The sequence below is a fragment of the Paenibacillus sp. EB106-05-06-XG162 genome (assembly GCF_058791655.1).
Map to the genome: position 1 here is coordinate 364,327 of NZ_JBYTDT010000003.1, position 26,609 is coordinate 390,935.

The 26,609-nt window shown below is 47.1% G+C and carries 29 protein-coding genes and 2 pseudogenes; 3 read left to right on the top strand and 28 right to left on the bottom strand.

All coding sequences use genetic code 11. The annotated features are described in order from the left end of the window. Positions 1-79 precede the first annotated feature (79 nt). Both AC3WU2_RS10475 and AC3WU2_RS10480 read left to right on the top strand, forming a co-directional pair. A complete protein-coding gene (locus AC3WU2_RS10475; RefSeq protein WP_492453827.1) occupies positions 80-2,317 on the top strand; it encodes a helix-turn-helix transcriptional regulator in 2,238 nt (745 codons plus the stop codon). A gap of 156 nt (positions 2,318-2,473) precedes the next feature. Further along, a complete protein-coding gene (locus AC3WU2_RS10480) occupies positions 2,474-2,725 on the top strand; it encodes a YolD-like family protein (protein WP_018756933.1) in 252 nt (83 codons plus the stop codon). Between the two features lie 75 nt (positions 2,726-2,800). On the opposite strand, the pseudogene AC3WU2_RS10485 reads toward AC3WU2_RS10480, so the two are convergent. The 3 genes and pseudogenes from AC3WU2_RS10485 to AC3WU2_RS10495 all read right to left on the bottom strand — a co-directional run. Continuing rightward, a pseudogene (locus AC3WU2_RS10485) lies at positions 2,801-2,899 on the bottom strand (LuxR C-terminal-related transcriptional regulator); the annotation flags it as partial. Further along, a complete protein-coding gene (locus AC3WU2_RS10490; RefSeq protein ID WP_492453829.1) occupies positions 2,875-4,488 on the bottom strand; it encodes a recombinase family protein in 1,614 nt (537 codons plus the stop codon). The gene AC3WU2_RS10490 and the pseudogene AC3WU2_RS10485, both read right to left, overlap by 25 nt. Positions 4,489-4,514: 26 nt before the next feature. Continuing rightward, complete coding sequence (locus AC3WU2_RS10495) at positions 4,515-4,658, bottom strand: hypothetical protein (RefSeq protein ID WP_018756931.1); 144 nt, start codon at positions 4,656-4,658, stop codon at positions 4,515-4,517. A gap of 425 nt (positions 4,659-5,083) precedes the next feature. On the opposite strand from AC3WU2_RS10495, the gene AC3WU2_RS10500 reads away from it, so the two are divergent. Continuing rightward, the gene (locus tag AC3WU2_RS10500) at positions 5,084-5,434 is read left to right on the top strand and encodes a DUF1360 domain-containing protein (RefSeq protein WP_492453831.1); all 351 of its coding nucleotides are present in this window, start codon (positions 5,084-5,086) and stop codon (positions 5,432-5,434) included. Positions 5,435-5,452: 18 nt separating this feature from the next. Here AC3WU2_RS10500 and AC3WU2_RS10505 read toward each other — a convergent pair. The 25 genes and pseudogenes from AC3WU2_RS10505 to AC3WU2_RS10625 all read right to left on the bottom strand — a co-directional run. Beyond that, positions 5,453-5,605: pseudogene (locus tag AC3WU2_RS10505) on the bottom strand (LuxR C-terminal-related transcriptional regulator); the annotation flags it as partial. Between the two features lie 182 nt (positions 5,606-5,787). Then, on the bottom strand, positions 5,788-6,228 hold the full coding sequence (locus tag AC3WU2_RS10510; RefSeq protein ID WP_492454043.1) for an ArpU family phage packaging/lysis transcriptional regulator: 441 nt from the start codon (positions 6,226-6,228) through the stop codon (positions 5,788-5,790). A 71-nt stretch (positions 6,229-6,299) separates the two neighbouring features. After that, positions 6,300-7,058, bottom strand: a complete 759-nt coding sequence (locus tag AC3WU2_RS10515; protein WP_492453833.1) for an N-acetylmuramoyl-L-alanine amidase — start codon at positions 7,056-7,058, stop codon at positions 6,300-6,302. Then, complete coding sequence (locus tag AC3WU2_RS10520; RefSeq protein ID WP_492453834.1) at positions 7,055-7,435, bottom strand: phage holin family protein; 381 nt, start codon at positions 7,433-7,435, stop codon at positions 7,055-7,057. Before AC3WU2_RS10520 ends, AC3WU2_RS10515 begins: the two co-directional genes overlap by 4 nt. 348 nt (positions 7,436-7,783) lie before the next feature. Beyond that, on the bottom strand, positions 7,784-8,818 hold the full coding sequence (locus AC3WU2_RS10525; RefSeq protein ID WP_492453836.1) for a pyocin knob domain-containing protein: 1,035 nt from the start codon (positions 8,816-8,818) through the stop codon (positions 7,784-7,786). Between the two features lies 1 nt (position 8,819). Continuing rightward, a complete protein-coding gene (locus tag AC3WU2_RS10530; RefSeq protein WP_492453837.1) occupies positions 8,820-9,410 on the bottom strand; it encodes a putative phage tail protein in 591 nt (196 codons plus the stop codon). Next, positions 9,407-10,459: a baseplate J/gp47 family protein gene (locus AC3WU2_RS10535; RefSeq protein WP_492453839.1), complete on the bottom strand. Its 1,053-nt coding sequence runs from the start codon at positions 10,457-10,459 to the stop codon at positions 9,407-9,409. The genes AC3WU2_RS10530 and AC3WU2_RS10535 overlap by 4 nt, the downstream gene beginning before the upstream one ends. Next, a complete protein-coding gene (locus AC3WU2_RS10540) occupies positions 10,452-10,880 on the bottom strand; it encodes a DUF2634 domain-containing protein (protein WP_492453841.1) in 429 nt (142 codons plus the stop codon). Before AC3WU2_RS10540 ends, AC3WU2_RS10535 begins: the two co-directional genes overlap by 8 nt. Further along, positions 10,873-11,142: a hypothetical protein gene (locus AC3WU2_RS10545; RefSeq protein WP_492453842.1), complete on the bottom strand. Its 270-nt coding sequence runs from the start codon at positions 11,140-11,142 to the stop codon at positions 10,873-10,875. Before AC3WU2_RS10545 ends, AC3WU2_RS10540 begins: the two co-directional genes overlap by 8 nt. Next, positions 11,142-12,134, bottom strand: a complete 993-nt coding sequence (locus AC3WU2_RS10550) for an XkdQ/YqbQ family protein (RefSeq protein ID WP_492453844.1) — start codon at positions 12,132-12,134, stop codon at positions 11,142-11,144. Before AC3WU2_RS10550 ends, AC3WU2_RS10545 begins: the two co-directional genes overlap by 1 nt. Positions 12,135-12,147: 13 nt before the next feature. Next, the gene (locus AC3WU2_RS10555; protein WP_492453846.1) at positions 12,148-12,789 is read right to left on the bottom strand and encodes a LysM peptidoglycan-binding domain-containing protein; all 642 of its coding nucleotides are present in this window, start codon (positions 12,787-12,789) and stop codon (positions 12,148-12,150) included. Between the two features lie 13 nt (positions 12,790-12,802). Continuing rightward, positions 12,803-14,383 carry a phage tail protein gene (locus tag AC3WU2_RS10560; protein WP_492453848.1) on the bottom strand — a complete coding sequence of 527 codons (1,581 nt, stop codon included), beginning with the start codon at positions 14,381-14,383 and terminating at the stop codon, positions 12,803-12,805. A 15-nt stretch (positions 14,384-14,398) separates the two neighbouring features. Continuing rightward, positions 14,399-14,533 carry a hypothetical protein gene (locus tag AC3WU2_RS10565; RefSeq protein ID WP_492453849.1) on the bottom strand — a complete coding sequence of 45 codons (135 nt, stop codon included), beginning with the start codon at positions 14,531-14,533 and terminating at the stop codon, positions 14,399-14,401. Between the two features lie 50 nt (positions 14,534-14,583). After that, a complete protein-coding gene (locus tag AC3WU2_RS10570) occupies positions 14,584-15,006 on the bottom strand; it encodes a phage tail assembly chaperone (protein WP_492453851.1) in 423 nt (140 codons plus the stop codon). Between the two features lie 31 nt (positions 15,007-15,037). Further along, positions 15,038-15,472 (bottom strand): phage tail tube protein, encoded by a 435-nt coding sequence (locus AC3WU2_RS10575; protein WP_492453852.1) that lies wholly within the window; start codon positions 15,470-15,472, stop codon positions 15,038-15,040. A 13-nt stretch (positions 15,473-15,485) separates the two neighbouring features. Beyond that, positions 15,486-16,553: a phage tail sheath subtilisin-like domain-containing protein gene (locus AC3WU2_RS10580; RefSeq protein WP_492453854.1), complete on the bottom strand. Its 1,068-nt coding sequence runs from the start codon at positions 16,551-16,553 to the stop codon at positions 15,486-15,488. Positions 16,554-16,573: 20 nt separating this feature from the next. Further along, the gene (locus tag AC3WU2_RS10585; RefSeq protein ID WP_492453855.1) at positions 16,574-17,011 is read right to left on the bottom strand and encodes a phage tail terminator family protein; all 438 of its coding nucleotides are present in this window, start codon (positions 17,009-17,011) and stop codon (positions 16,574-16,576) included. A gap of 37 nt (positions 17,012-17,048) precedes the next feature. Continuing rightward, complete coding sequence (locus tag AC3WU2_RS10590; RefSeq protein WP_492453857.1) at positions 17,049-17,381, bottom strand: hypothetical protein; 333 nt, start codon at positions 17,379-17,381, stop codon at positions 17,049-17,051. Beyond that, positions 17,381-17,941, bottom strand: coding sequence for a phage gp6-like head-tail connector protein (locus tag AC3WU2_RS10595; protein ID WP_492454045.1), 561 nt, complete (start codon positions 17,939-17,941; stop codon positions 17,381-17,383). Before AC3WU2_RS10595 ends, AC3WU2_RS10590 begins: the two co-directional genes overlap by 1 nt. A gap of 276 nt (positions 17,942-18,217) precedes the next feature. Then, the gene (locus AC3WU2_RS10600; protein WP_492453858.1) at positions 18,218-18,439 is read right to left on the bottom strand and encodes an AroM family protein; all 222 of its coding nucleotides are present in this window, start codon (positions 18,437-18,439) and stop codon (positions 18,218-18,220) included. A 69-nt stretch (positions 18,440-18,508) separates the two neighbouring features. Beyond that, the gene (locus AC3WU2_RS10605; RefSeq protein WP_492453860.1) at positions 18,509-20,383 is read right to left on the bottom strand and encodes a heparinase II/III domain-containing protein; all 1,875 of its coding nucleotides are present in this window, start codon (positions 20,381-20,383) and stop codon (positions 18,509-18,511) included. Between the two features lie 98 nt (positions 20,384-20,481). Further along, entirely contained in the window at positions 20,482-22,050 is a 1,569-nt protein-coding gene (locus AC3WU2_RS10610) for an extracellular solute-binding protein (RefSeq protein WP_492453862.1), read from the bottom strand. Between the two features lie 112 nt (positions 22,051-22,162). Then, positions 22,163-23,023, bottom strand: a complete 861-nt coding sequence (locus tag AC3WU2_RS10615) for a carbohydrate ABC transporter permease (protein ID WP_492453864.1) — start codon at positions 23,021-23,023, stop codon at positions 22,163-22,165. Between the two features lies 1 nt (position 23,024). Continuing rightward, entirely contained in the window at positions 23,025-23,987 is a 963-nt protein-coding gene (locus AC3WU2_RS10620) for an ABC transporter permease (protein WP_492453866.1), read from the bottom strand. 226 nt (positions 23,988-24,213) lie between these two features. Further along, positions 24,214-26,520, bottom strand: coding sequence for an AraC family transcriptional regulator (locus AC3WU2_RS10625; RefSeq protein ID WP_492453868.1), 2,307 nt, complete (start codon positions 26,518-26,520; stop codon positions 24,214-24,216). Between the last annotated feature and the right edge of the window lie 89 nt (positions 26,521-26,609).

The window sequence follows — 26,609 nt, forward strand, 5'->3', positions numbered from 1 at the left end:
AGACCTCACGTGATCGGGATGGACTGCCATTTTCTTCATTCATTCAGTTCGATATTCCATGCCGGAGGAGGGATGCAATTTGCATAAGAAAAGTTTCGGAAACCGTACGTTTCGTAAAATATTTTTGTCGTATACCGCCATCTTAATCATTCCGATCATCATCTTCAGCAGCTTGAACGTACACCGGAACATCGTGGAGGAGCAGCGACAGCAATATGACAGACACGCGTCGGATGCAAGGCGAATTGCAGATATCATCGACAACAAGTTAAATGAGCTCAAACAATTCGGCAAAACGTTGAGCAGCAAGTCCTGGGTGAAGAAGCTTATGCAAAATACGAACGTATATGACCAGGAATTCGACTTATTGAAAATGATTGAGATCCGCAAAGATTTTGACAATGATGTCAATTCCATCGGCATTCTCTCCTTCGGCATGGTCATCTTCCCTGAGAAGCAATGGATCCTCTCTTCCATCGGCAACTTCCAAGCAGAAGACTTCTTCTCGCATGTCACCGTATTTGACCCAAACACACAACAGGCCATTCAGAAATCCGTGATGGACAATAACGATTTCAAAATTATGCAGCCTACCGCTTTGAAACTATGGGATAGCCCTAAGCGCGTCATCCCTGTCCTTCAAAGTTTAGAAGTCGTCAATCGGCCGCGGGCGGTCTTGGTACTCTTTATTGACAGCGCTTACTTATCGGATTATATGCATCGATTTGCAGGGAGCGAGTTTAAGGAACTATCGATTACAACGCATCAAGCGAGCATCTATCAACAGATCCAGCAATCATCCGGCGAGCAAAGTACTCGTGAGAAAAGTTATACCCTAGCGCTGCCCTCGAAATCTAGCGATTGGCAATATGCGGTCACGTATACGGACAGCAGCGGGGTATGGATCCATAATTTATTCAGCTCACTGTTAGCCATTCTAATATCGATCGCCGTCGGCACCTGCTCAGCCTTCATATTAACTCGCATCACCTATCGCCCGCTTCGCGCCCTGTTGAACAAACTCTCGGATGGCGTTCGGTATGAAGATGTCAAGCCTGGTGCCGGAGCCAGTTCGGAATACAACTATATTGAGAAGTCGATCGATCGCTTGCTGCATGAGAATCAAGAGCTTCAACAGTCGATGCTTGCGTTCGAGAGCGCTGCCAGATCGAATATGTTCCTTCGGCTGCTCAAGGGATACTTTCCAGAGGATCCACAAGTCAACGGACTCGCCAAATTCGGCATCCGCTATACGGAGGACATGTCCTATTGCACGATGCTTGTAAGCCTGCACGCCATTCACGAAGTGACCGAGCTGGCAATGATCCGTAAAATCGAGATGATTACGATGCTCGTCGTCGAGAACGTGATGAAGCAGGTGCAGCTTGACTATGAGCTCTTCGAGATCACCAACGCCGATAAAGCATTGATCGTATCTTCGGAACAGCCTTTTGGCGCCGATGGGCTAATCGAACGCATCGCCTCTGAGATTGCTGCGGAGATTGCGCAGAACAGCGGATTCCATCTGGACGTCCTGCACGGCCCGGTGGAGCAAGGTCTGGTCGGCATCAGCAAATCCTATTATGCTGCGCATGAGCAATTGCAGTACCTTCTCTTCTCGCGCGGCCATATTCGTACGATGCAGGAAGAGGCGGTCCCGAATGAGCTCGACTATTACTATCCGACCGATTGGGAGGTTCAGCTGATCAATAACCTCAAGGTAGGCAACTTGGATACGTCGATGCATATTCTGCAAGAGATCAGCAGCGAGAATGCAAGACGGCAGCTGTCGGAGAGCAGCACTGTTCGACTTGTCTCCTTGTTGATGGAGACGATGCTCCGCGTACTGCATGAGGTCAATCTCGATACGAGCATCTATGCCAAGCAATTCACGAGTATGATAAACGCGGGGAACACCGCCGCGATGTGGAGCTATGTCTATGAAGTGGGTACGCTGATCTGCGAGCGGAACCGGTATTCGAACACCTCGTCCACGATGGAAGTGGGCAGCAAACTGCTGCAATACGTCAATGACAACTATACGAGCGCCGACGTCTCATTGAAGATGCTAGCGGAGATGTACCAAATGTCGAGCTCGAACGTTTCGAAGATTTTCAAAGAGGTAACCGGCATTAATTTCTATGATTATCTATGCCGGCTGCGGATGGAAATGGCGAAAGAGTTACTTCGGGAGAAGAAATGCGCCATCGATGCGATCGCGCTTCGGGTGGGGTATGAGAATGTATATTCCTTTAAGCGGGCTTTTACCCGGTATGAGGGGATTAAGCCGGATGAGTATATGCAGATGGCGATTTGAGGCCGAACTAGAGAACTAGATACAGATAGCGCCATATAACTATCTATGTCTGCGCGCGAAGGAGCCCTTTGCAATTTCGAGGGGCTCTTATTTATCTTTTAATATGATACAATTGATACCTATTCTAATTAGAACTGTATCAGGAGGAAAAACATAATGGCAAAAACAAAAATCCCAAAACGTCCAACACGTGATGAATTTGTGTTAGAGGAGTTAGGAAATCAAATTACTGAAGCTTTTCATGAAAAATCAGAGGTATTACTTACGGTATGGGGATGGGAAGAACAAGCTCGTGGACAGATTGTCCATTTAGATTCAAGAACCAGTAAAGTTCATGTTGAACAAGGAAGTGAGACGATAAAAGTTCCCTTTATGGATATTATGAGAATTGACTATCCAAGGGACTAAATCAAAGAACCTTCCCACCCTTGTTCCCTAAGGAAACAAAGGCAAAGAAGGCCAATTAGAGCATAACAAGCTTAACTAAATTTTTAGCTCCCCAAGCTTGATCAACTCGACAACCGCTTGCGAACGACCCTTTACATTGAGTTTCTGCATTACATTGGAAATGTGGTTTGAAATACACCATGATTTTGCCACACCAGGGCTAAAGGCGTGTGGATTTCAATCTCACCCGTAACATTCACCGTGATTTGTTTGATCAATGTAATTAGAATCAGCCGTAGTGGATCCTGATGTTCAAATCGAAGCTCAACAAGTTCATGAATGGCCGTACGAATCTCTTCACTTATAACATGAAGGTTAAGTGTCTCTTCATTCACGCCTTCTATATGATCTAACCGTTGTTGCATACTGTCTATTTCTCGCTCGTACATTTCCTTTTCATACGAATACTGCTGTTCGTCTAGATCATCTAGCATCTTTTGCTTCCTTAATTGAAATAATAAATTCCGGTTCGTATCTATGGCTTTCTCGAGTCTTTTTGTCTCCTTAACTTTCGTTTCTTCTGCAATATTGTTCTTCTTGATTCTCTGTATGCTGTTATTCACAATTGTCTCGATAGGAATAGCTATTTTTAGCTTCTGACTTATTTCATCTAATATCACATGACGTACATTGTCGTAAGGCAACGATAGATTATTCACACACCCCTTCTCCCCTTGCCTACGACGCGTTGAGCAAATAAGGTACCGGTATTCTCGAATTTCTTTTCTGGACTTGCTCCCATTTGATTTCATCATGACCATCGCTGACCCGCAATGTGCACAGAAGATGATGCCTGCAAATAGATTCACTCGGTTACGAATACCACCTCTTGCTCCTCCGCTACGTTGTAAACGTATTTCCTGCGCGCGATGAAATGTCTCATCTTCAATAATTGGCTCATGTGTCTTAAAGGCACTTCGTTCCCAAGTTTCTTTAGCACGCTGCACTTGTTTCTTAGACCTGTCTGCCATATTATTAATGTCATTGTAGATCTTCTTCATCTCGTATTTACTAAACACGTTATTCCCCGTATACACTTCGTTCATTAGTATTCTTTGAACACTAGAGATCCCCCATACGCCAGCTTTGTGAGAAGGTATCTCCTTTTCATTTAAATAGTTCACAATCGCCTTCACACCCAATTTATCTGTTGTATATAGTTTGTATATCATTTGTACGACCGATTTGGTCTCATCGTCCGGGGTTAGTGTCTTACGATTTCCGATCATGACTTTCTTGTATCCATAAGGCGTAATGCTTCCTGTAAAATTCCCCTTTAACGCAGACTGACGAATCCCCCGTTTGGAAGACAAGCTAATTTGTTCACTCAACTTTTGATTCACTGCGGAAATGATTTGAAATTTCAATTCGTCATTATCTTTCGCCGAGTCATACCCTTCTTCGATGGATATTAATCTTATACCCAGAGCATCTACGAGAACTCTCTTTAGGTTTAAAGAATCTAGTGTATCCCTTGAAAACCGAGAGAGTGAAGCAAAGATGATATTCTTAATCCTTCCATGTTTCGCATCGGCAATTAGCCTCTGAATTTCATTCCGTGCCACAATGGATGTCCCCGTATCTCGGTCTTCGTAAATATATTTCACATGTAAATGTAGAGCGTTCGCTTTCTCTTCACAGATTCCCAGCTGATGCTCAGGGCTGTCTTTTTGCGAATCCTTCATAGTCGAGACCCTTACGTATATCGCGGTTTCGTCTTTCATAGGACTAGACACCACCCAGTCAAAGATTATTGCTCATCTTGGAGGACGATATGCTCATACTTCATCACAATTCTTTTGACGGCGTCCTTCACAAGTTCATCCAAGATTTGTTCCAGTGAACTCTCTCGAGCACATTCCTTGAACACAATTTTAATTGGTTTAGGTTCCATCCAGGCATCACCTCAAGTACACCATATGGATCACCCAGATTGTCTTATGACAGAAAAAAACCGGAGAAGGACGATTTCCTTCTCCGGCAATACAGACGATATATCTTTCACACTTCCGTTCCGATTGCATAGCTTGTAGTACGATTATTTATGCTGTGGCAATACGACGACGCCTTGTAATTTTCTAGCAGTCACTCCAATAGGTTGAGGTGCTTGTACTTTTGGGCCTTTATGAACAACTTCGACGACGCCCTTGCCCTTATTCACGTTGTTCACTGAATGACAGAAACACATTTGCCAGTCACCTCCGATTTCAAATCTTTGTATATCCTATGATAGATTCGACAATGAGGTTGGACGAAATTGACATGTTCATAAAAATAGTGAAATAGCTGCCATATCGTTAAGAGAGAGGGTTATGACAATTGATCGAACTGAACTGGTTAGAGTTGCTTATTCTGGCGCTGGCTTCGTTTCGTTTGACCCATCTAATTGTATATGATGATATCATGGAATTTCTACGGAAACCATTTATCTCCGTGACTTACACGACCGATGATCAGGGGACAATCATTCGCGAAAGTAGCATTCAAGGAACGGGAATACGATATTGGATTGGAACGCTACTTAGCTGCCACTGGTGCACTGGCATATGGTGTGCAATGGCTGTTGTTGCTGTATTCTACTATATCCCCGTTCTAAATCCGATTGTGGTGGTGTTCGCCGTCGCAGGAATTGCTGCATTAGTCGAAACCTATTTGTTAAGGAGATTGTAATCCGTCTATTTCAAATCACATCTCCTTGGAAATGTGATTACGCACCGTTTTCTCACTGATAAATAATTGCCCTGCAATGTCTCTCGTTGTTTTATCTTGTACCAACAGCTCGAATACTTCGCGCTCGCGATTCGTCAACAAAAATTTCGTTTTATGGTCGCTACCCTTCAATGGTATTGTCAGTCGATATGAGATGAAATGGAAGTATGTAGATTTAATGCGGTATCCCGGGGTTTCCTTGTGATCAAGAAAATCGTTAGTTAGCATGTTCTCCGCTTCAGACGGCTGTCCATCACAGAAATATCCGCTGCGGACGCCGCCAGCGTGCCACCAATCAACCTTGTTCGCTCGTCCTAACTTCCCTTGCAAACCTGAATGTTGAGTGCATAGGCAAGCTTCTTCGTCGCTTCCCATTTGAGCTTGTAGAACGTATATTCACTAATCGGAGGATCAAAAATCTGGTTGTACACCACATAGTTATAGACTCGATCCTTCTTCGTCATCTCCGTCATGAGCAGCTTCTCCCGCTGCGGCAAATGTTCAATGATCTGCTCGATCCGTTCACAATATAGTTTACGCTTCTCCGGCTCGTCCACATTATAAATCGCAATATTCGCCGTCTTATCACTTGTCTGATTCGTCGATCCATGAAGGCGCTCTTGGTATGAAGCCGTTATACTGCTCTCCCTAACTTCGAAGGTAATCGTCTTGAAAAATCGATACTTCTCCAGCGCGTCATCGACAGCGGCTTGCGTTCGTTTACGGTCCAATTCCTGTAACATAGGGATAATCATTTGTTCCAATCGAGGTCCCTCCTTGTTCGTCTTGGTTAGACCATTATAGCACATATTAGGAACGTTTGTTCTTATTTTTTCGAGATATGGATTTGTTTCTTCGCTGCATCCCAATGCACCTCTGCATCAAGATTCTCTGCGAAAGATCTTACGGGGGCATAAGAAATGCCTTCGATGAGGATTGCATCGGTTACGTGGTTGCCATTCACAAATAGTGGTGTTTGCTTCGGTTCGGGAATCGGCGGGGTTAGATGGGTCTGTTCGTTCTCCTTCTTTTTCCGCTGTAATTGGAGATAGTTCGCTACCCCCTCGACATGACCTTCGATGAGCGCTTGGATGATGTTATGTTGTTTCAAACGTGCGGCGTCACTCGGTACATCAATAAATAGATTCTCGGTTAAAACAGCAGGCATCCGAGAATCCCGACACATATGAAGATTCGCGCGTCTGGTACCTCGGTTATAGATGCTGTATGGCTGCAACTTGTTCAGTATCGCCGTGTGTAGACATTGTTGGAATCGAACCGACTCGTCTGAGACGGCACCGTTATAGATGTAAGATTCGAATCCGCCTTGACCTCCACCAGCATTACAATGAATTGAGATCAGTGCATCGGCATGGGCATTATTCGCCAATGTCGTTCGCTCTTGTAACTCTAAGAATACGTCAGCATTGCGTGTTAGAATGCATTTCACACCTTCATATTGTTGTTCCAATTGTTTGGCTGCTCCGGCAGCAATCTGGAGGACAATGTCCTTCTCTCGCAGTCCATTACCCGTTGCTCCTGGATCTTTGCCTCCATGCCCTGCGTCCCAAATAACGATTTTCATGATTTGGATTCCCCCTTTCGGCTCTCGGCCCGTTCTGTCTTCTTGTCCAGTTCACTCCTCACCCATTCTGTAATTCGTGTCATGATCCATTCCGGGAACCAATTCCCCCACCCCGCGCGGATCGCATTCGCTGTCATCGACTGCAAATGGTGATACAGCACACCCACCGAAATGACACCGAACAGAATGCCCGGCATTTGAAAAGCTTCATCGAGTAAATGTCCGCCTGCCGGTAACAATAGAATAAAAAAAGTGCGAAATACCCCGTCGATCCCATATTTACTGGCGTAGGATCGGTCTTTCTGAGCGGCGCGAATGCCACTCAGCCAGTCCAGACACACGAAAAATATGAGTGCCATCATCATCATATTCACCATTCCACCTCCTCCATATAGAAATTCAAATACCGGCACTGCAATAACTCCTAAAATTGTTGCCAATAATTTGTCCATAACTACTCCTTTCTTTGAAAAGAAAAGAAGCCATTCTCATGGCTTGCTTCTCCTTACTCAATCTAGCTAGGGAATCATTTTAACGGAAATATTATACTCTTTCGACTCTTGCTAGTATGCATTGAGCATAAACCGATCATCCACAAGTCTTCTCACAAAAGCATCTTATATCACTTTTCATTTACCACTAAAATTAAATGAATATCATTATATCTACTTGCTATCAAGCACAAAGCAGTGACTTTTTATGGGCCTACTAATACAAAGAATAGGTTAGAAATAAACTAGATCACCTTTGATCGACATTGACATAGTGACTTCTACATCAGCATAGACATAAAATCCAAGTCGAATCTTTCCTTTTAGATTGAAATTTTCTGGAAAGTTAACAGTCCTTACACCACTACCTGCACCTGGGCCTGAATAATCATTAGTTACTTTTTTACCCAGCATATCAAACGATAAATACGTAGAAGTATTAACTTCAAATCCACCGTATGAACCAATATAAAAAGTTGTATTTGCATCATCAATTAGGACAGGCGTTACATACGACTTGTTCGTACTTCCTCCATTAGTAATATAACTATAACCTTGAATGAATAATCCAAATGTCATACCATCTGGAAGGTAATCAACTATTTCATACACGCGTGTGCCTGCTGATGTTGGTCGTGATTTAGAATAGTTAAACGCTTTTCGTCCTCCCGTTTGAATCTGACTTATTTTTGTCGCTAACGTTGCGAATGTATCACTTGGACTTGCCGTAACACCTTTGCCGCTGACAGCGTTAGCGATTGTGATCTTTCCGTCATTGGCATATTGAAAAAGTGAGGTATAATCATCTTCATTCAACGTTCTCTTCCAAGGTGTCCATGCTCCATTGACCAGAGTCCTTAAGTATCGTCTTCCTGAATCGAAATTAGTTGCAGTCTGTGTGCGCCATGAGTTTCCATTTGCTGAGTGTTCTTGTACTAAGAAATAAAACCAACCACTATTCGGAGCATTTACTATACCATTACCGTCATAAAAACCATTTGATCGGATACTATTTAAATCTGTCCCTTGAGCTATGTTAATCGTTTCTTTCTGAACACTAGCAACCTTCGCATTATTCTCTGCTACTGATGCTTTACTATCAGAATATGATTTTGAAGTAATTAATACCGCATCCACCTTCGCCTGTGCACCCGCAGGCGTCTCTACAGCAGTATCAATAGCATTCGCAAGTGCATTCAAGTCTCGCGGCACATCCGCAGTCATCGTGTTATCCACAAGTGGTAGATTCAACTTTGTAGTTTTCGCCATTTCACTTAACCCCCTTATTCAATAAGTCATAGTACGATAAAGAAGCTATATCGCTATATTTCTTACCGGATGTCTTTAAATCGCTATATAAGTAGAACTTATATACATACTCAATCCCCAAATGTGCCGGGATAATATCCCGTAACGCATGGGTAATGTCTTCCATGTTCGGCGGGATGCCGAGCTTGCCGACGAAGGTGACGGTGATCGTGTACTTGGCTGCGTCCTCCTGGACGTCGACTTGGCCGTTCGCAAAGGCTTCTGCGACGTTCTTCACGAGGTCCACCGTGACGGTGCCGATGCCGCGCAGCTTGGACTTGATCACGCTGCGGCGTTGATCGTGCGGCTTGGACGAGTCCGTCACGATGCCGCACATCCGCTCCCAGCTTTCCAGCCCCCAGGTCGCGGTCTCGATATAGAATTGATCGAGCACATCTCCAACGGATGCGGTCAATTCAACGTTCTCCTGATACTGCGAATCTAGCATTCCTCCAAGAACACGAGAGCCTGACACGAATTCCGGCACGTACCGCCGCAGCGGATTAATTAATCCAGCTACTTGCACTCCTGATGCTTCCTTCCCTTCCGTCATCGCACATTCACCGTCCCGATCACCGCGACGCTGCCTTCCGGGATGACGATATTCTCATCGGCCCCGTTAATCTTCAGATCATGGTAATCTACGACCGACCTCGTATCCAGGATGACATTCGCAATCCGGGCGATACGGACGATCGCATCCACGAACGAAAGTTCCTTCAGATACGCGCTTATCTCATTCGTAATCAATGCTTTGGCCTCCGCGAGCGTTGTCCCGGGCAGAACATCCAGGTCCACGTCGATATTCAGCGGCACCTCCACCGCTGCCGCCACGGTCACGTTCGCCCCAATCGGCCGTACCCTTGCGATATGCTCCGTAACCTCAGTCACCAGCTCAGGCGCTGGCGCACGGCGAGCATCGTCCAGTAGGATGACTTTGACGGTACCGTTGCCGTTCCATAGCGGGAACACCTTGGCATCCGCGATCCCTGTCACTTCCATCGCCCACTGGCGATATTGGTTCGCGTTACCGCTCGTCGCCGGCGTACGGACCTTGGTCAACAGCCGATCAAGCAAGGCGTCATCGGACTCTCCGTCATACCCCCCGGTAAAAGCCGCTTCATTCACTGCCTGCTGAACGCCTGGAATACTGCCGATGACCTCCGTAATCCCGAGCGCAGGCACATTCCCACTCACACCCGCCTCTTCCGCGACCACATCAACTTTCACGAACCCTTTCGCTGCAATAGCTGCCTCAGCCTCCGTCATGAACAGTGTCCCGTTCTTCGTCGCAAACGCCGTCCCTGCTGGAATCTTAGCCCCCGCAGTTCCGCTCACCTTCACCAGTCCGTGCGCCTTCGCCGGCGGCTTGCGCGTCACGCCGTGCTCACCTGCCCGTCGATCCAGGTATACGCCGTTGCTCGTCTCCGCGAATCCTTGCGTAAGCACGCGATCCAAGTCGCTATACGCCTGCGACAGCTCCACCGCAACCGGCGACATCGCATCATAGACGAAGCTGCCTTCCTGCTTCGCCACCCCTTCAGGGGCAAAACGATTCAGCATCCGCGACAGAATGCTATCCCATGATTGTTGTTCAAACACGCACATTCACCTCCCCATAGACGGTCTCCACCGTCGCTTCAACATTCAGCACATCGCCAGCAAACGTGATCTCGATTTGGTTAACTTCCCTAATATATGGAAGAACCATCAGCGCCTCACGTACGTACCGCTCTGCCTCACTGCGCTGCGCCGCTGGCGAGAATGTGCTGCCCATGAGCCGTTCAATCTCATTCCCATAATCCCAGCTGTACGCCAAATACCGATAACGCTCGGTACGAAGCGCCTTGTATACCCACACCTTTACAGCTTCCTGTCCTTCGAGCAGCACCAGCTGCCCATCCTTCATCACGAATTCATCCCTAGCGAAATCCCAGGCATATTCCCGGAATAGCGACAAACTTGCGCTGCTGCTAAACGCCAAATCTGGTGGAACATCCACCAAAGGAAATAGATCATTCACCCATCTTCACCACCTTGCTTAGTACAATAAATTGCTGCCCGCTAGCGAGCGGCATCAACACGACCTTATCCCCGACATACAGCGCTTCGGGCAGCAGCAACGAAGAAGACACATAGAGATCCTCTGCCTCCAGATCCATCCCTTCTGCACGAACCACCAATGCCGGAGGAACCGCACGCACCTGACCGAGCAGTACCGAAGGACCAATCGATTTCTGCCCTTGATCCCGAATAAATTCAACGAACCATGATAACTCCGACATCAGATCCCCCCTTGCTCATCAGGTTTGTACTCGTCCATCACCTTCTCGAAATTGAGCCGTAAATTCAGCGTATGTGTATCGTTTTCGAAGGCGTGCGAGTCATTTTCGATATAAAAAAGACCGGTCATCCCGGTCACATCCTCGATCATTCGCACCGCATTGCCCGCAACCAGATCATAGGTATCTCGTCCTCCAATCACCTGAACCGAAGCACTGCAATCCATGCCATATAATCTCGACTTAGCCTCCTGATTCGCGTCTTTGCCTTCTTCCTTCTGGTACACTTCCTGCATCCGACCGTATTTCTCGACCCACGGCACGTTGTCTACGATCCGCTCAACGCCCCCCGACTCATTGACGATTAACACGCGGTTGATCATCGCATCGATACTCTCATCCACCGTGGATTCGAGCAAATCCGTCTCTGCCGTCAGGATGCGCTTCGCGACCGTCTCGCCGAGCAGCACCACATCCAGCTTGCCTTCCCGCATTCTCGGCATATATTTTCGCTTCGTTCGACTCGACGCCAGCGTGTACCCAGTCATGATCGCCTCGTATACCGTCTTCCCCATATGCACGAAGCTCTGCGGGATATTCGTCTTCGCGAGTCCCCCGACGAGAACACCAAATTCCTTGCATAACAGATTGGTAATCTGCTCGGCGGTCATCTGTTTGAAGTTCTTTGAGACCTTCGATTTCGTCAGATAGATCAGCCCGTCATATGCCGTATACGTAATCTCTGTACCCGATAAGGACTTGCTCTTCGCGAAAATATATCCCCGCCACAGCTCCTTCCCTTGATCATCGATCACCATGAGCATCTCGCCCAGATCCATATACAGCTTCGGAAAATAAGGATCTCCCGCGTTCACCGCAAACGAGACCTCGAGTTTCCTCGCCACTTCCTTCACATCGCCGCTCCATGTCGCCCGAATGAACAGCTCGGTAATATCTGATTTCTGATTCGTCCGGGAGATATATACAATCCGCATGCCACCCCCTCCTTTATTTCATCGATATAACCACCGTCGAACCGACTTCGAGAACGCTGTTCTCGGTCGTCAACTTATTGTTATTTTGGATCGAGATATAGTACGATTCATTCCCGCAGACCTTCTTTGCAATCTTCTTCAGCGTATCACCAGGCTGTACGGTGTACGTCTTCACAATCCCCTTGTCTGAAGGTCGGGGTCGCAGCTGTCCAGCTTCCTTCGCATTTAGCGGCGTCGTCTTCACCTTCACGAACCGATATTCCTTCAAATCCAGCGTAAAATACACATCCTCCGGCCCGTTCTTCTGCGAATACGAGAAATTCTCGATCACCATCGCTTCATTAATAGTCAGCCCTTTGCCGAAAATAAGCAGCCGCATCGGCTTCTGACTATCCCGCCAGCTCTCGATCATCTTCACGAGCTCCTTCGGCGGCTTCGGCGTTTTGTACTGACCAAGTCCATCGTCCACCACCGGAAAATAACTGCTCAGCGACACCGTTTTCAGCCTTCGTTTGCCAATCAGCATCAGCTCGCCCAGCTCATGCAAGGTGACCGTCGAATTGCACAACCCCGTCTGAATCTCGAACGTCGGCGGCGGAATATGCAGCCAGATCGATTCCTCACTATTGTTGAATGTCAGCCAAAATTCGATCATTCCTTCTCACCTCCTAAGCCATGTTCAGGCCCGCACTTTCCAGCTCTGTACGCAGGATGACCGCCCATTTCTTAAAATCGGCTTCTTCGCGCGCCACCGGATTATTCAAGTTGATCGTGATTCCTCGACCACCGCCGCCATTGCGGTATTGGTTAGCATCGCGTGCCGTGAGTACAGCCTCATTGCGATGCAGCAGCGCCGGGTAATTGTCCCTTGGAACCGTGAGCAGACCAGCCGCATGCTTCTTCGCTGGATCACTTACCCCTGCACTTGTGCCGTCTTGACCGCTGCCTCCACCGCCTCCGAATACCTTATCGAGCACCCAATCCAAGCCGTCGCCGAACGCACTAATCATGCTGCCGATCCCATCAATAATAGGTTTAAGGGCCTCCCAAATCATCTCAAGAACCGGCTTAAGCGCATCCCAGACCGCTTGAATCACGTTCATCAAAATCTGAATGATCGTAATGAAGACGTCAAATATCGGCTGCACGACACCCCATACCGATTCCAAAATCGATTGAATCGTCGGCCATGCCTCCATCCAAATGCCCCAGAGCATCTGGAACACATTCACGACAGTCTGAATAATCGGGCCGAGTGCGCTAAATACATTTCCGATCGCCGCTTGGAACACAGGCATATTCTCGACAATCCAACCGAACACCGTCTGGAACACCTGCATAATCGGCGGCAGCAGTGGCGCAAAGAACTGAACAGCCTTCTGAACCACCCCTGAAATAAATCCGACGATCGTTGGTAGCGCCGGCAGCAGCCACGCGATGAATTGCGAAAAACGCTGTCCCGCCATGGTAACCAAGTTAATGAGCACACCCTGAAAAGAACCTAGCAAAGTACTCACCTTTTTAATCATGCCTGAGCTTTTCCCCATCCCTTTCAGAAATGCGTCCCCCAGCTTCGCAATCAACGGTGAGAGCTTCGAGATCACTGGCCCGAGCAGCCTGAACATCGGTACGATCTTGCCGATCAGCTTGAACGGATTCAACATTTTACCGAGGCCGCCAAGTCCTTTGCCTAACCCACCAAGCAGTCCGCCTAATCCACCGAGCAGCCCCACGCCGCGTTTGCCTCCCCGCCTTCTACTTCTTGGCGGGAGTCCGCCTTCATCTCCGCCAGAATCCTTCGGTTTCACGGGCGGTGGATTCATTAGCGTCGCCTTCGTACGTTTTGGCTTCATTTTTTCGATCGAATATTTAATCTTGAACTCCGCTGTGCCGCTGCCCAGCTTTTTGACTGCGATCTTGAGCGCCGCAAGCACAGCGATAAAAGCTGCAGCTTTCAACAGCATATCTTTCCAATCCAAATTAATCTTCGGCTCCGCAACAAGCTCGATATTGAACTTTGCTGTCTTCTCCATCTTCGTCTTATAATCCAGCACTTGCTTATATGCGACATCCGTCTTCACCTGAATATTCATCTGCATATTGCGCATCGATTTCTTCAGCAGATCCACCTGCCGCTGCACCATCTGCACTTGGAACAGCGCATGCTTCAGCGATATGTTCGCCGATCCGTCACTGCCGGCCTTATTGCATTTGCTGCAAGATTTCTTCTCTCCATTTGAACCACACATTCCATTCTCACCTCCCTACAGAACGGGAAGGGTCGCAAAGACATTGCCTGTCCTTGCAATCCGTTCCCGCTCCTCCATTTCCATCTCATAGAACACTCGGATCAGCCATTGCTCTCCTGCCGGCATATTATAGAACTCGCTTGGGCGCATCCCTTTGCGACTCCAATAGTAGTAGAGCATTTCAACATAGCCGTCCGATTTTATCCGTTTTTTAGTTCTTTAATCGCTTCGTCACCGAATCCCGAGAGACCCGAGATCACGTTGTATAACTGCGTCACTTCACCCGGCAGCAGCAGCTTCGATTCCTCAATCAACTGCTTCGGCGTTGTGACGCCGTAACATTCGAGCAGCTTCGGATCGGATAACTTCGGATCGACGATTCCTTTGAGCAGTGTGAAGATCTGCACTTTATTAGTACTGAATTCTTCCAGTTCCCCCTTCTTGCCAAAAGAAACCGAAACCTCCTGCACCTCCTCGAACTCATCCATCGTGAGCGCTTGGCAGGTGAAAACCACGGGCTCCCCGACAAGCTCGCTTAAGCGGCTCATCTCAATTTTGGCCGTTGGGCGCTGGATTTTGGACTTGTCCATTTTCAACAATAAATCGAGAGATAATTGACTCATAGCCTTACTTCCTCCTTTAATGCTCTATTTTTTACGGATTAATTGAATCCTCGACGCTCCAGTCGGTAAATGTGAACGGCGCTTCAATCTCGCCCTTCTTCTTCAATTCCCAGTTGATGAGGGACAGATCGTTGAAGCTAGCATCCTTGATCGTGATACGCTCCGCACCCGAAGAGGACGGATCGCTTAAGCTCGACATAATCTGAAAACGCGGGTTGATCCCGTTCTTCAAGTTATCGCTTAACGCTTTGAGCATTCGCGAATTGGCTTTGTGCATCCGCAATGTTCCACTGCCCTTGAAGCCCATGAACTTGCTATCCGTCGCGAAACGGCCGGCCATTGGAACATCTTCCTTCTCAATCTCGATTTTGGCCTCGAGCGCCATAATCTCCGCAATGTATTGTCCGTCGAGCCAAGCCTCGCCGAACGTTCCTGAAATCACTTTTTCCCCATTAAAAGTTGCCATCCTTCATTCCTCCTTATAGATAGACCGTCATCGTGACGTCTTCGATTGCATCAAGCGGGCGTTGTTTGGCCGTAATGAACACCTTGTCCCGCGTATTCGCTTCTTTTACCTGCTGTTCCGTCATGCCTGCAACAACATCTGTGCCAAGAATGGATTTCAAGTAAGTACGCTGTGCTGTCAGGTCAATTTCAGCCGTATTTTTGCCTGGATCGAGGATGCCGTCTTGTTCAAGTGCTTCGTAATACGCATTCATCGCCGAGATGAGCAGCAGCTTGTTCATATAGCTGTTCTGCACCTTGCCTACATAGAAGTCTTCAACCGTTTCCTTCAGATCCTGATAGGTTTTGTTCAGAATGCGAACGACCTTAATCTTCTTCCAATCCTCGCCCATCGCTTCCGTCGTCGTTACGAGAGAGGTTACGCCTCGTGCGATTTTTACCTTCTCGCCGTCATGGTAGAGCACGAATTTCCCGGCATTCACCGCGGTATCTGCTTCCGACTTCGTCATCGAAGGCACATTCGTCACCTCAGGCAATACTTGGAACGTTGGCGCTACCGTGAGCGGTAGACCTGCGATCAGACCTGCAATCCGAGCCGTATATTGTGTCGCCGTATACTTCTGAGCACCGACCTCGATATTATCTGTTGCCAGATTTACGACAGAAGGATGATCCGCCGCCGCATTGGGCAGCACCGCGATAATTTTACGCTCCTTGTTCGTAAATACATTTTTGGCCCAAGTCGAGAGCGCCGTTACTTCTGCCGTCGCTGCTCCAGGGAACGCCACCACGTTAAAAGCAATCGTCTCCAGGTATTGCATAGCCTTGCTGTAGTCCGTCTCCGTCTCCGGAATAACGACCAGCTTCACGAGCTTTGGCATGCCCATAAAAGATTGCTGCACATACGCAGCGTTCTGAGCTTTCAACCCTTGCGGTGACTCATCAAGTCCATGTAATTCGTAGCTAGTTAATGCGGTAACGGACGCGTCCTTCAAGACGATCGCGACGACGCCGACTGACCCTTGTTGTACCGCCGATGCGGCTTTTTGCTTAAAAATAATATTTACATTTGGTAATCCCATAAGAATCCTCCTCTTATCTTCTATTCATCTTTTAAAATGATTTCTTGCATGATGTCATAAGTCACTTGCGGTCCTTCTAATTCCAACTCAAGCGTGATCTGTAGCGCAAAATCCCCTTGTCTCATCAGCCCTCGGAGCGCCGTGCGATCGAAGCTTACCCCTTCCACACCCGGTAGGGACGGCAATGCCATGAAATGCTGATGCAGCCGATCCGCCATATCGAGAAGATCGAACGGATCCGTCTGCCCTGCCTCGTCTTCCTTCGGCATGTAGACGATTTCCCAGACGGCTTGCATCATATAATTCGTGCGATGCGTCTCCTCATACGTTCCTTCAACCAATCGCAAGTAGAAGGACGGCTGCTCAAATCCGCTGGCAGCAGACTTTAAATAGATAGGAACTTGCGGTGCCACAGCGCGTAATTGCGTACGAATCGCATCAAGCGTCCACCTCAGCATGATCCTCTCCCCTTTCTAGGAACGAGTGCCCGCTGCTTCATAAGCTGCGCACCCGCTCGACTTCCACTTCCATATGCTGTTTGCCGAATAAATAGGCAGCCGAGACACCGAATGGCTCCGGATCTTGTCCCATATAGATCAAGTCCCCTGCTCGAATCCCGGACCAGATCGGAACATAGACCCGATACCGTTCACGAACCTGAATCTTCGCGTTGATCGCCTCCGGGCTTAACTGCTGGAATTGCTTCCGGCGCCAACGGCTGCGGAATCGCCCGACCAGTACCCATTGTTCAACACTAGGTGTGTTGAAATCATCGAGCGAAGTACGAAGCCGCTTCAACGTCATGCTCTGCTGCAACAAACCGAGCATTACAACCACCGTCCAAGGCAAGGTTCCAAGAGCTGCGCAACAGGCTGAGGCAATTGACCATTTGGCGTATCGGTGTACGTTACCGCATAATCCCCAATTCGCTCCGACACCTTGCCAATCTGTCCCTCATACATCATCTGCACATAGCGAATACAGGCCATCTCAATACAAGCGGGCAGCGTTACTTTCTCTGTTCCGGTAACCTGACTCCAAGTCGTATAACCTGCTTCGTATTCGACCTTGATGTTGTCTTCCCCCGCCGGCCATCCTGCTGGGAGCAGCAGCGTTCCGTCTTCCGGTAGCAATTCGTACCCGTTGATCGCTTCACCCGTAAGCTTCGTAACACGTTGAATGCTCTGAACCGGGTAATTCCGAAGCTCAATTCGCGTCTTGCCACCGCTGTAAATTTCGGTATGTGTGCCCTGACTGAACCGTCTCTTGCAATACGCTTCAATCCCCTGCGAAGCAGATAGGATCAACATCGTCAGCTGCTCATTAGCCGGTCCATCCTGATCTGTCGTAAAGACGAAATTTCTAACATGTGTGAGTGTCGTTAACAGGGTCCATCACCTCATTTCCTTCGATCCTTGTTCGCATATCTACCGCCTCCCCTCAATGAGCAAAATAAGAGATTCAAGTGATCACCGATCCATACCTACACTTGTTCGTGCAGCCTTCTTGTTAAGGTCTGCGTATCGACTACTTGATTAGGTGTTCCGTGTTTCCCTCGAATCTCTATGGTATAAATTTACCACAGAACAGAACAAGTGTTCTTATTCTGTTCTGTTTTATTTCTTTGATTTTTCTTTGGAGCAGATTTCGGTATAATAACTCGATCAAATATGATCATTGGCTAATGAGAACACAACAAAATCGCCCACCACCTTGCGGCGAGACAAGGTAGTGGGCGATTTCGGTTGTGCAGCGTGGCGATGCGATGTGGAATAGCCCATGCAATCCAGTACGATGAGCTGAGCACCGGACACCGCAAGCCGATTCGGCAGAAAACCCATTTTTGTGAACGCAGGGTCTTGCAGGCATTTCATGCAAAAAAGCATGTGCTATCCCTAACCGCCGGGCAGCGACACGCTTTTGCAGAAATTTGTCATGATACGTTATCGGTGGATTTATATTAGATTTTTAATATACATGGTCCATACAGAAGCAGAGACGGCTTGCTTTGTCTTTAAGTGGATTCTATACAGATAATCGCCCCAGACTGCCCGCAATCTCTCATCTGCTAATTCAATAGTCTCACTTGATGCTTCAAGATTGCTTCCGTCATAGTCAATACACACTTTCCCGCCGCTGGCACTCTGCAGCAGAATGCTTCCATTGCTCTTGATTTGAGGCATGCAAGGAGTCATCAAGTGGATTGTAATATCATCGGTTGCTTGAAGAAGTTGAAATTCGTCCTCGATTTTGATATAAGCCTCTTTGTTTCGATATAGACCATAAGTGCGTTTCCACGAAACAATACCTGCTGCCTTCGGATAGGCACAAGCCAGATTCATCGAAATTTGCGCAGCTTCATCACGGCCCTGATAGTTGACTTCACTTGCTCTATACTCGATGCCGGCCAACTGCTGGATTCCATTTACGATAGGGACATTATGGTAAGCTGACTGCATCGTCCAAATGTCGTACCGCTCTGGGCTAAACGTCTTGGCGGTATACGTTTCGACACCGACATCAATGAGAAAAGGACTCCCATCCGAATATACAAGGAAATGACCGATATCGTTATGATTATGGCTCTCGTCATTATGGCCCCCTTTAACGGCCAGATACAAACCTTGGCTGGACCCTTCTTGTTCCCTTGCAGACATCACTCCGATATTGTTCAGCCATACATCACGGACATATGGGGGTGCTTCTTTCATTTCCTTCATCTTGTCATCAACAAAAAAGGAAGGGATCACGCGATGCAGTGTCAGCCACCTGGAGAGCGGCGGTTTGTTCGTTTGATAGGCGAATGACGCTAATCTCATCAGATTCTGATCCCCGATGCGGGAGCCATATCGGTATGCCGTTGAGGCTTCGATGTCAAATTGTGCGCTGCTATCGGCAAAGTTGACGAAATTGGAACCGTCAATGTGGACTCTGTATAGGTATCGCCCAATATCTTGTATCAATGGTTCTTGATACAAGTTCATCTTTCCTTGTGAAGCTTCATGAAACAGCTCCAGGCAGTCAAACAATGCCCCGCCGGCACGATCCCAGTAAACCGGACCTTCATCGCATCCGCCGTCCGTACTGCAATCGTGAATAAACCGGTCAAGCGTCCGCATGACCTTTTCAATGGCTTGATAGCGGCGTTCATCATCGCTCTCCAACAACAGAAAGGCAGATAAACAATTGGAGTTGATCCACGGATTCCAATTGTTCATTTTACGGTTCGTTTGCAGTCCCATCCACCACAAATCGCTGCGTTCCAGATACGGGTCGAAAATACGGCGCTTCATTTCCATACGAATTCGACTGCATAGGTTGGGACTAATGGCATCCAGCGGTTTTTGCAAAAGATAATGAGTGGTTGCCATCAAACTTGCCGTCTCACCGGCAAATAAGTCAATGTATTGATCCGAAATATGAGGGATACAGTCCCTAGAGCTCGCTTTGGAAATCACCATATGAGGGGGAGTTACCCAGGAGGACTCTTCGCAAATGGTCCAGATCCCATTCACGATCTGATCCATAAAGCGGCCTGCTCCCTCCATACATTCTGCAAGGACTAAGGAGGCCAATGAAATCCTGCGTTCCTCGTATTTATTCTGAAATCGCATAACATTTCCATTCCTCGAATATCCCATGTAATCGACGGCCGTAATCGCAGGCCATGAAAAATCAAGATTAGATTCTCCCCTGGAAATCCAATAGGTTCGAATGGTGCTCGGGATGGAATCCCATATCGCCCTTTCTTCAACCTTTGGGTACGGGTTATAGCTTTCATACGGAGTTATGAGTCCGGAAATGTCATTCACGTAACGGTTCATTAGCATAAAGGTCACTCCTCTTCATGAATCAAAAAATCAGGGGGTACGGATATCTCCGTACCCATCTACCCGACCATATAACGAATACGCACGAACTTAATGATCTAACCGTTGTTCTTCGCTTTGAATGCTTCGTTCGCTTCTTGCTCCAGCTTCTGGAAGGAAGGATCATCAAGCATGGATTTCACGAACTTATCCCAGTCTTCCAAGCTGCTTTTACCTACGAGAGTATTGATTTCGTTATCGCAAATTTTCTTGAGGAAATCAGCGCCCTTTTCTGTGTTTGTAGGTGTATTGATACCAGCAGTTGGATCCAGGATAGAATTATTGCTGATCGCATCCACGAGCTCGTGGTTGGACTTAATGACCTCTGGCGACATATCTCCATGTTCCGCTCTTGAATATTTGTTAAAGTAGCCAGGAATCCATTGACCTGTATTTGAGTACTGATTCGCCTTGCCAGCATCTGTCTGTACCACGATGGTCGGAATATTGGTTTCTGTATAGTCTTTGTCCTTCATGCCATAGCTTATCAGTTTCGAACCTTCGAGTGTATTTCCATAATCCAAAACTTCTAAAATCTTCTTCATTTTATCTTCCGAAACTTTCTTGCTGATCATCAGCTGACCGAAAGATCCTGTACTCTTCTCATAGTAATGCTTGCCATCCGGAGCTGCTGGAAGCTCGTAAGCAACTGCATCCGCTTTCGGATTCACCTTTTGAAGCTCTTGAATGACGTTTGGTGCATTATAAATGTCGACGATATTGCCGATGTACATCCCGATTTTTCCTTGAATGAACATGTCTTTCAGCTGCTGTGGTTTCATGACCGGATAATCCGGAACGATGAGGCCATCCTTAAAAGCTTTACTCCAATAAGTGAGTGCATCTTTCATCTGAGAAGTTGCAAATGCAGGAGTCAATTGACCATTGCTATCTTGTTTCCAGCCTTGCATAATCGCACCGTTTTGTGAGGACGAAGATCCGAACATCGAGAATAGGTACGTCTGAACGCCTGGCGTCGCATACGAAGCGAAACCGTACGTATCAGGTTTGCCATTACCATCTGGATCGTTCTTCGTAAACGCCTCCATAACTTTATACAAATCTTCGGTCGTCTTAGGCGGCTGCAAACCCAATTTGTCAAGCCAGTCCTTACGAATAATAAGCGATTCTTGACCATCAAGTGGTCTGACCCGCGGAATCCCCATCGTCTTGCCGTTAAACGAAAGTGCGCTATAAATGGTAGGATCAATCTTGGATAAGTTCGGATAGTCCTTGATATATGGCGTTAAATCCCAGAAGGCCCCTTGATCAAGTGCTTGCGCCCAATTTGACTTCGTAATGTCCCATACAACCGTCAAATCCGGCAAGTCGTTCGACGCCAGCATGATGTTCACTTTATCATCGTAATTATTCGAAGGAACATACGTAGCATTGATTTTAATATTGAATTTCTGGTTGACTTGTTGGAGGGCTTCCAAATCATTCTTTGGAGCATCATTATAAGTTGGCGCGATGATTGTCATTTCCGTAGGAGACTTGGACTCTGCACTTGATGACGACTGCTGCGTATCACCTGAATTAGCGCTATCCCCGCTTCCGCACGCGGTCATAAGCAGCATGAGCAAAGCTGTTGACGTAAGGCCTGTTATCTTCATATACTTTTTCATTGATTGTTTGCCTCCTCTTATATGGATATTGCTGACCCGCCTTTAAGTAAAAATCGATGATTGCCATTTCTATAACGCCGCGCCGCATCCCCCCTCTCAAGATCCGTATAGCTTACCCCTTGACCGAACCGAGCGTTAAGCCCTTCACAAAATATTTCTGAAGGAACGGATAGACCATGACGATAGGTACTGCCGTAATGACAACAGCTGCCATCTTCACCGTTTCTGCTGGTATCACGGCTGCTGAAGCCTCAGCATAATCGGTCGGCGAAGAGCTTGCGGCCAGCATTTGCTGTAAGACGACTTGGAGTGGACGCAGCGTGTCCTTATTAATGTAAAGGACTCCGTTAAAATACGTGTTCCAATACCCAACTCCGTAAAATAAACTGAATGCGGCGATCACCGGAAGTGATATCGGAAGAATGATCCGAAAAAAGATCCCGATATCCGAACAGCCATCCATTCTTCCCGATTCTTCCAGCTCTGCAGGCACGTCTTGGAAGAAGCTTTTCATTAGCAGTACATAAAAAGCAGTCGCTAACCCCGGCAGGACTAGCGCCCAGAAACTGTTCAACAGCCCTAATGATCGAATCAACAAATAGTTTGGCATGATACCTGGGTTGAATAACATCGTGAACAAAATTGAAGTCAGGATGAAATTTCGGCCTTTCAACCTCTTGCGCGATAACCCGTATGCCAATCCGGACGTTACCAACAAAGCGCATACCGTACCGACGATCGTCAACATCGTTGTGACAAAGAAGGAAGTAAGAAATTGGTTGGAAGACATGATATAGCGGTATGAAGCTAAACTCCATGACTTCGGAAACAGCATAACCGGCGTTGTTATAAATTCATGCGGATCTGTAAAGGATACGATCGTGATATATATGAACGGCAGAATTGCAGATAAAGAGAACAAAAGCAGCAATACGTATATAAAGCCATCTAACCATCTGGAGGAACGATCCATCCTAATACACCCCTTCCTCACCCATTTTCTTGGCTACACGATTGGCCGTAATGACCATAATGAAGCCGACGATCGATTTGAACATCCCTGCAGCGATTGCGAAGCTGAATCTTCCCTGCTGAACCCCTACGCGGTATGCATACGTATCGAACACGTCGCCAACTCTCTCTACAGGAGCACTGCTCATCAGATAGACCTGCTCAAAACCGACATCCATAACCGTACCTAATCGAAGGATGAGCAGCACAACGATCGTGGACTTAATCCCTGGCAGCGTGATGTACAGCAGCTGTTTCCATCGGCTCGCCCCGTCGATCTGAGCTGCTTCGTATTGCTCGGGATTGATGCTCGTCAATGCTGCCAGGAAAATGATTGTTCCATATCCGGCATCCTTCCAAATACTTTGCGTCGTCAACAACAGCCAGAATGTATTCGGATTTGTCAGAAAGTCAACTTTCGACCCTCCCGCCTCAACAATCAGTCCGTTAACAACCCCTGAGGACTCGCTTAACAAAATAAAGCAAATGCCTGCAATAACGACCCATGATACGAAGTGGGGTAAATAGATCGCCGTCTGCACAAATTTCTTAAACCTTAATCGGCGCACTTCGTTAAGCATCAAAGCTAAGATGATCGGTGCCGGAAAAAAAAACAGGATATTCAGGAAACTAATCGCCAGCGTATTCCGTAGGATCTTAAAGAAATCAGGATTCGTTAAGAACTCAGCGAAATATTTGAAGCCTACCCATTCGCTCTTCCAGAATCCAAGGAACGGAGAGTAGTTTTGGAACGCTAACGTCAAACCCCACATGGGTCCGTATTTAAAGATGAGAAAAAAGAGTATGCCCGGCGTCATTAATAAGTATAAATACTTGTCTCGCTTCAGGGCTGTACCCCAGCCCCTTAACCATAATGTCATGCTCATCACCTCTCTCAGCTGCAAGTGCAGATTTAATACTTGCAATATACGATTCTCCTCTTGTAACCTACAAGGCACAATTGTTGCGGGAGAAGCGTACCCGACACGACAATTCTTTGCTCGTTCTGTGTCGCATTCCTTGCAGCAACGAGAATACCTGAACAAAACATGCGACTTGCATCTAAATCAACGGATTCATGAAAAAAGGTATGCTTGTAGGGATAACCCCAAGCATACCTACAATGGATGGCAGTTTCTTCAAACTTCAAGGTCAGGATGGCAGCTGCTTGACTGACTCCCTGTACTGTCCGGGAGTCGTACCGACCTGTTTCTTGAAGACGCGCATGAAATTTTGACGCTGATACCCAACAAGTAAGGATACTTCGCCAACCGGCAAGTCTGTTTCCGCTAATATTTGCTTCGCTCTCTCAATCCGGTATTCCGTCAAATAATCAATGAAAGCAATCTGCCTGATTTTCTTAAACCATTTGCTAATCTGGAACGTACTGACACCGCAATAATCCGCGCATTCTTCGAGCGAGATATCCCGATGATAATTGTCGTGTATGAAGCATACGGCAGTCGTGACCATTCGTTCATACTCACCACGACGATTCCTCTGAACGCTGCCAATAATCGGTGAAATCAAAGCATGAACAAACCATGAGGTAATGTCCTCGATGCTCTTCAGCTTGCGCATATGCGTATATGGATCATCTTGTTCGATTAACTGTTTTGGTTCCACATTCAAGCTGTAAGCCGTTCGTAATGTAGCGGCAAGCAGCTGATTACAGTACAGCAGCACACCCTCTGGGGATCTCGCCACTCTCTTGACCGTGTCCATAAAGTCAGTTAACATCCGCTCCGCTTCCTCCTGATTGCCAAGCTTCAGCGAATTCTCATAGTGCAGTTCCAATTCCACAGGGTAACTGCTCTCGCTAACGAAGTTACCCTTGTCCTGAATGACTTTATTTCTCCCCACAATGATGCGCGACTCCAAAGCGAACATCGCTTGACGGTACAGCCCCGGAACTTCCTTGATCTCGTATCCGATTTCACTTAGCCCAACCGTTACAGGGAGACACAAATACTCCGAAAGTCTGCTGCGCATGTTTTCAGCAAATTCGAAGAAATCGGGCTCCTCCTTGCCCATCTCAGGAGTTCCAGGCACATGGCATAACCAAGATACTAAACTGTCATGAAATACGTTGACCGTCACCCCTTGCCAACCGCTTAGCGGAATGAATTCGTCGATGATATTTTTCATGGAGAAGAGCATGAGTTCTCTGTCACTGTCACCGAATTTCCCTTTCCGGCTCGTGTCTATGTCGAACACAACGGCAAGCACAGCAAATTCCGCTTGCTCCGGAAGCTGATAACGTTTCAGAAATCCTCCCAATTGTTCTTTGGTATAATGGGCAAATTGGCCTTGCATCAGCTGAAGAACAAAGGATTCGCGAATCATTGGCAATTGATTCGACAGTTCAGCCTCCAGCTGAGATGCGGTATGTTTGAGCTCCAGCCAGTTGCGATGCACGAAGCCCATCTCATCGGTATCGATCTCTGTACCGGAATCCCCTCGAATACTCGTCAACAACCGTTCTACCGGCCTGTAAATTTTGCGGCTTCCGAAGAACGATACGCCGACACTTATAATCAAGAAAAAGAAGACGATGCCCATCGTAATGAACGCGATGCCTCTCGATTTAGCGTTCAATTCATTTACAGGAATCACATCGATATATTTCCAATGGCTGTAGTTCGAAGAGATGCTTGTAGCCAGATAGGTCGTACCATTCCAGTTAAAATTATACTTGGACTTCCCTTCCCCTGCTTGCAAGATGCTCTCATAGAAATTGCCTGGTTGTTGTTGGTCTGCTGTAGTTGCGACTAATGTCCCGTCCTCACTCACAACGAACATGGATTGCCCTTTATAAACAGTCGAATCTCCGATAATTTCGCGAAACTGACTCGAATCTACCGACGCAATCACAAGTCCAATGGGAGAACTGCTGCCGAGTGGAAACTTGTTGATCAGCGTAACGCCCCTGCCCGTATTTGCATAAGGCCTTACCGGGAATGTATCGTTCATCCAACGCAGTCGGTAATTCTCTTTCAGCTCATGATCGAATTTATCCCGAACGGACTTGTTTATACCATCTGGACGGATGGTTCCGTTCGTCGGAGAGACATATGCAATGTTCGGGATATAAATCGCGAGCTCGTTTAAATCCTTATTCGTATTTTGAAATGCTCCAAGTATCTTATACACTTTACCGAAGAAGTCCATTTGATCAACAGTTAAATCTACCTTGTAATCCGATAGAAAATAAGGCGTGTTCAATATTTGCAGCAGATTAATCTGAATCGTCTGCAATTTTTTATCCACATTATCGGAAGCAGATTTCAGAATCTGATAGTTAGCCTTATTGACTTCGGTTTCTACAACGGACGAAGCATAGAGATAACTGCCCAGTCCTGTGATGAGCGTCGGTACAATAGAAATAATAAGTGAAACGATGATCATTTTCCGAAGCATCGATTTTTTACGCACGAAAAATAGTTCTGGAAATTTCATGAACAATTCACCTCACGATGAGCATTGCGCCTAAGTAAACGTAGTGTAACCGATTTCAACTGTCACAAGCAAGGCACATTTTTGGCAGG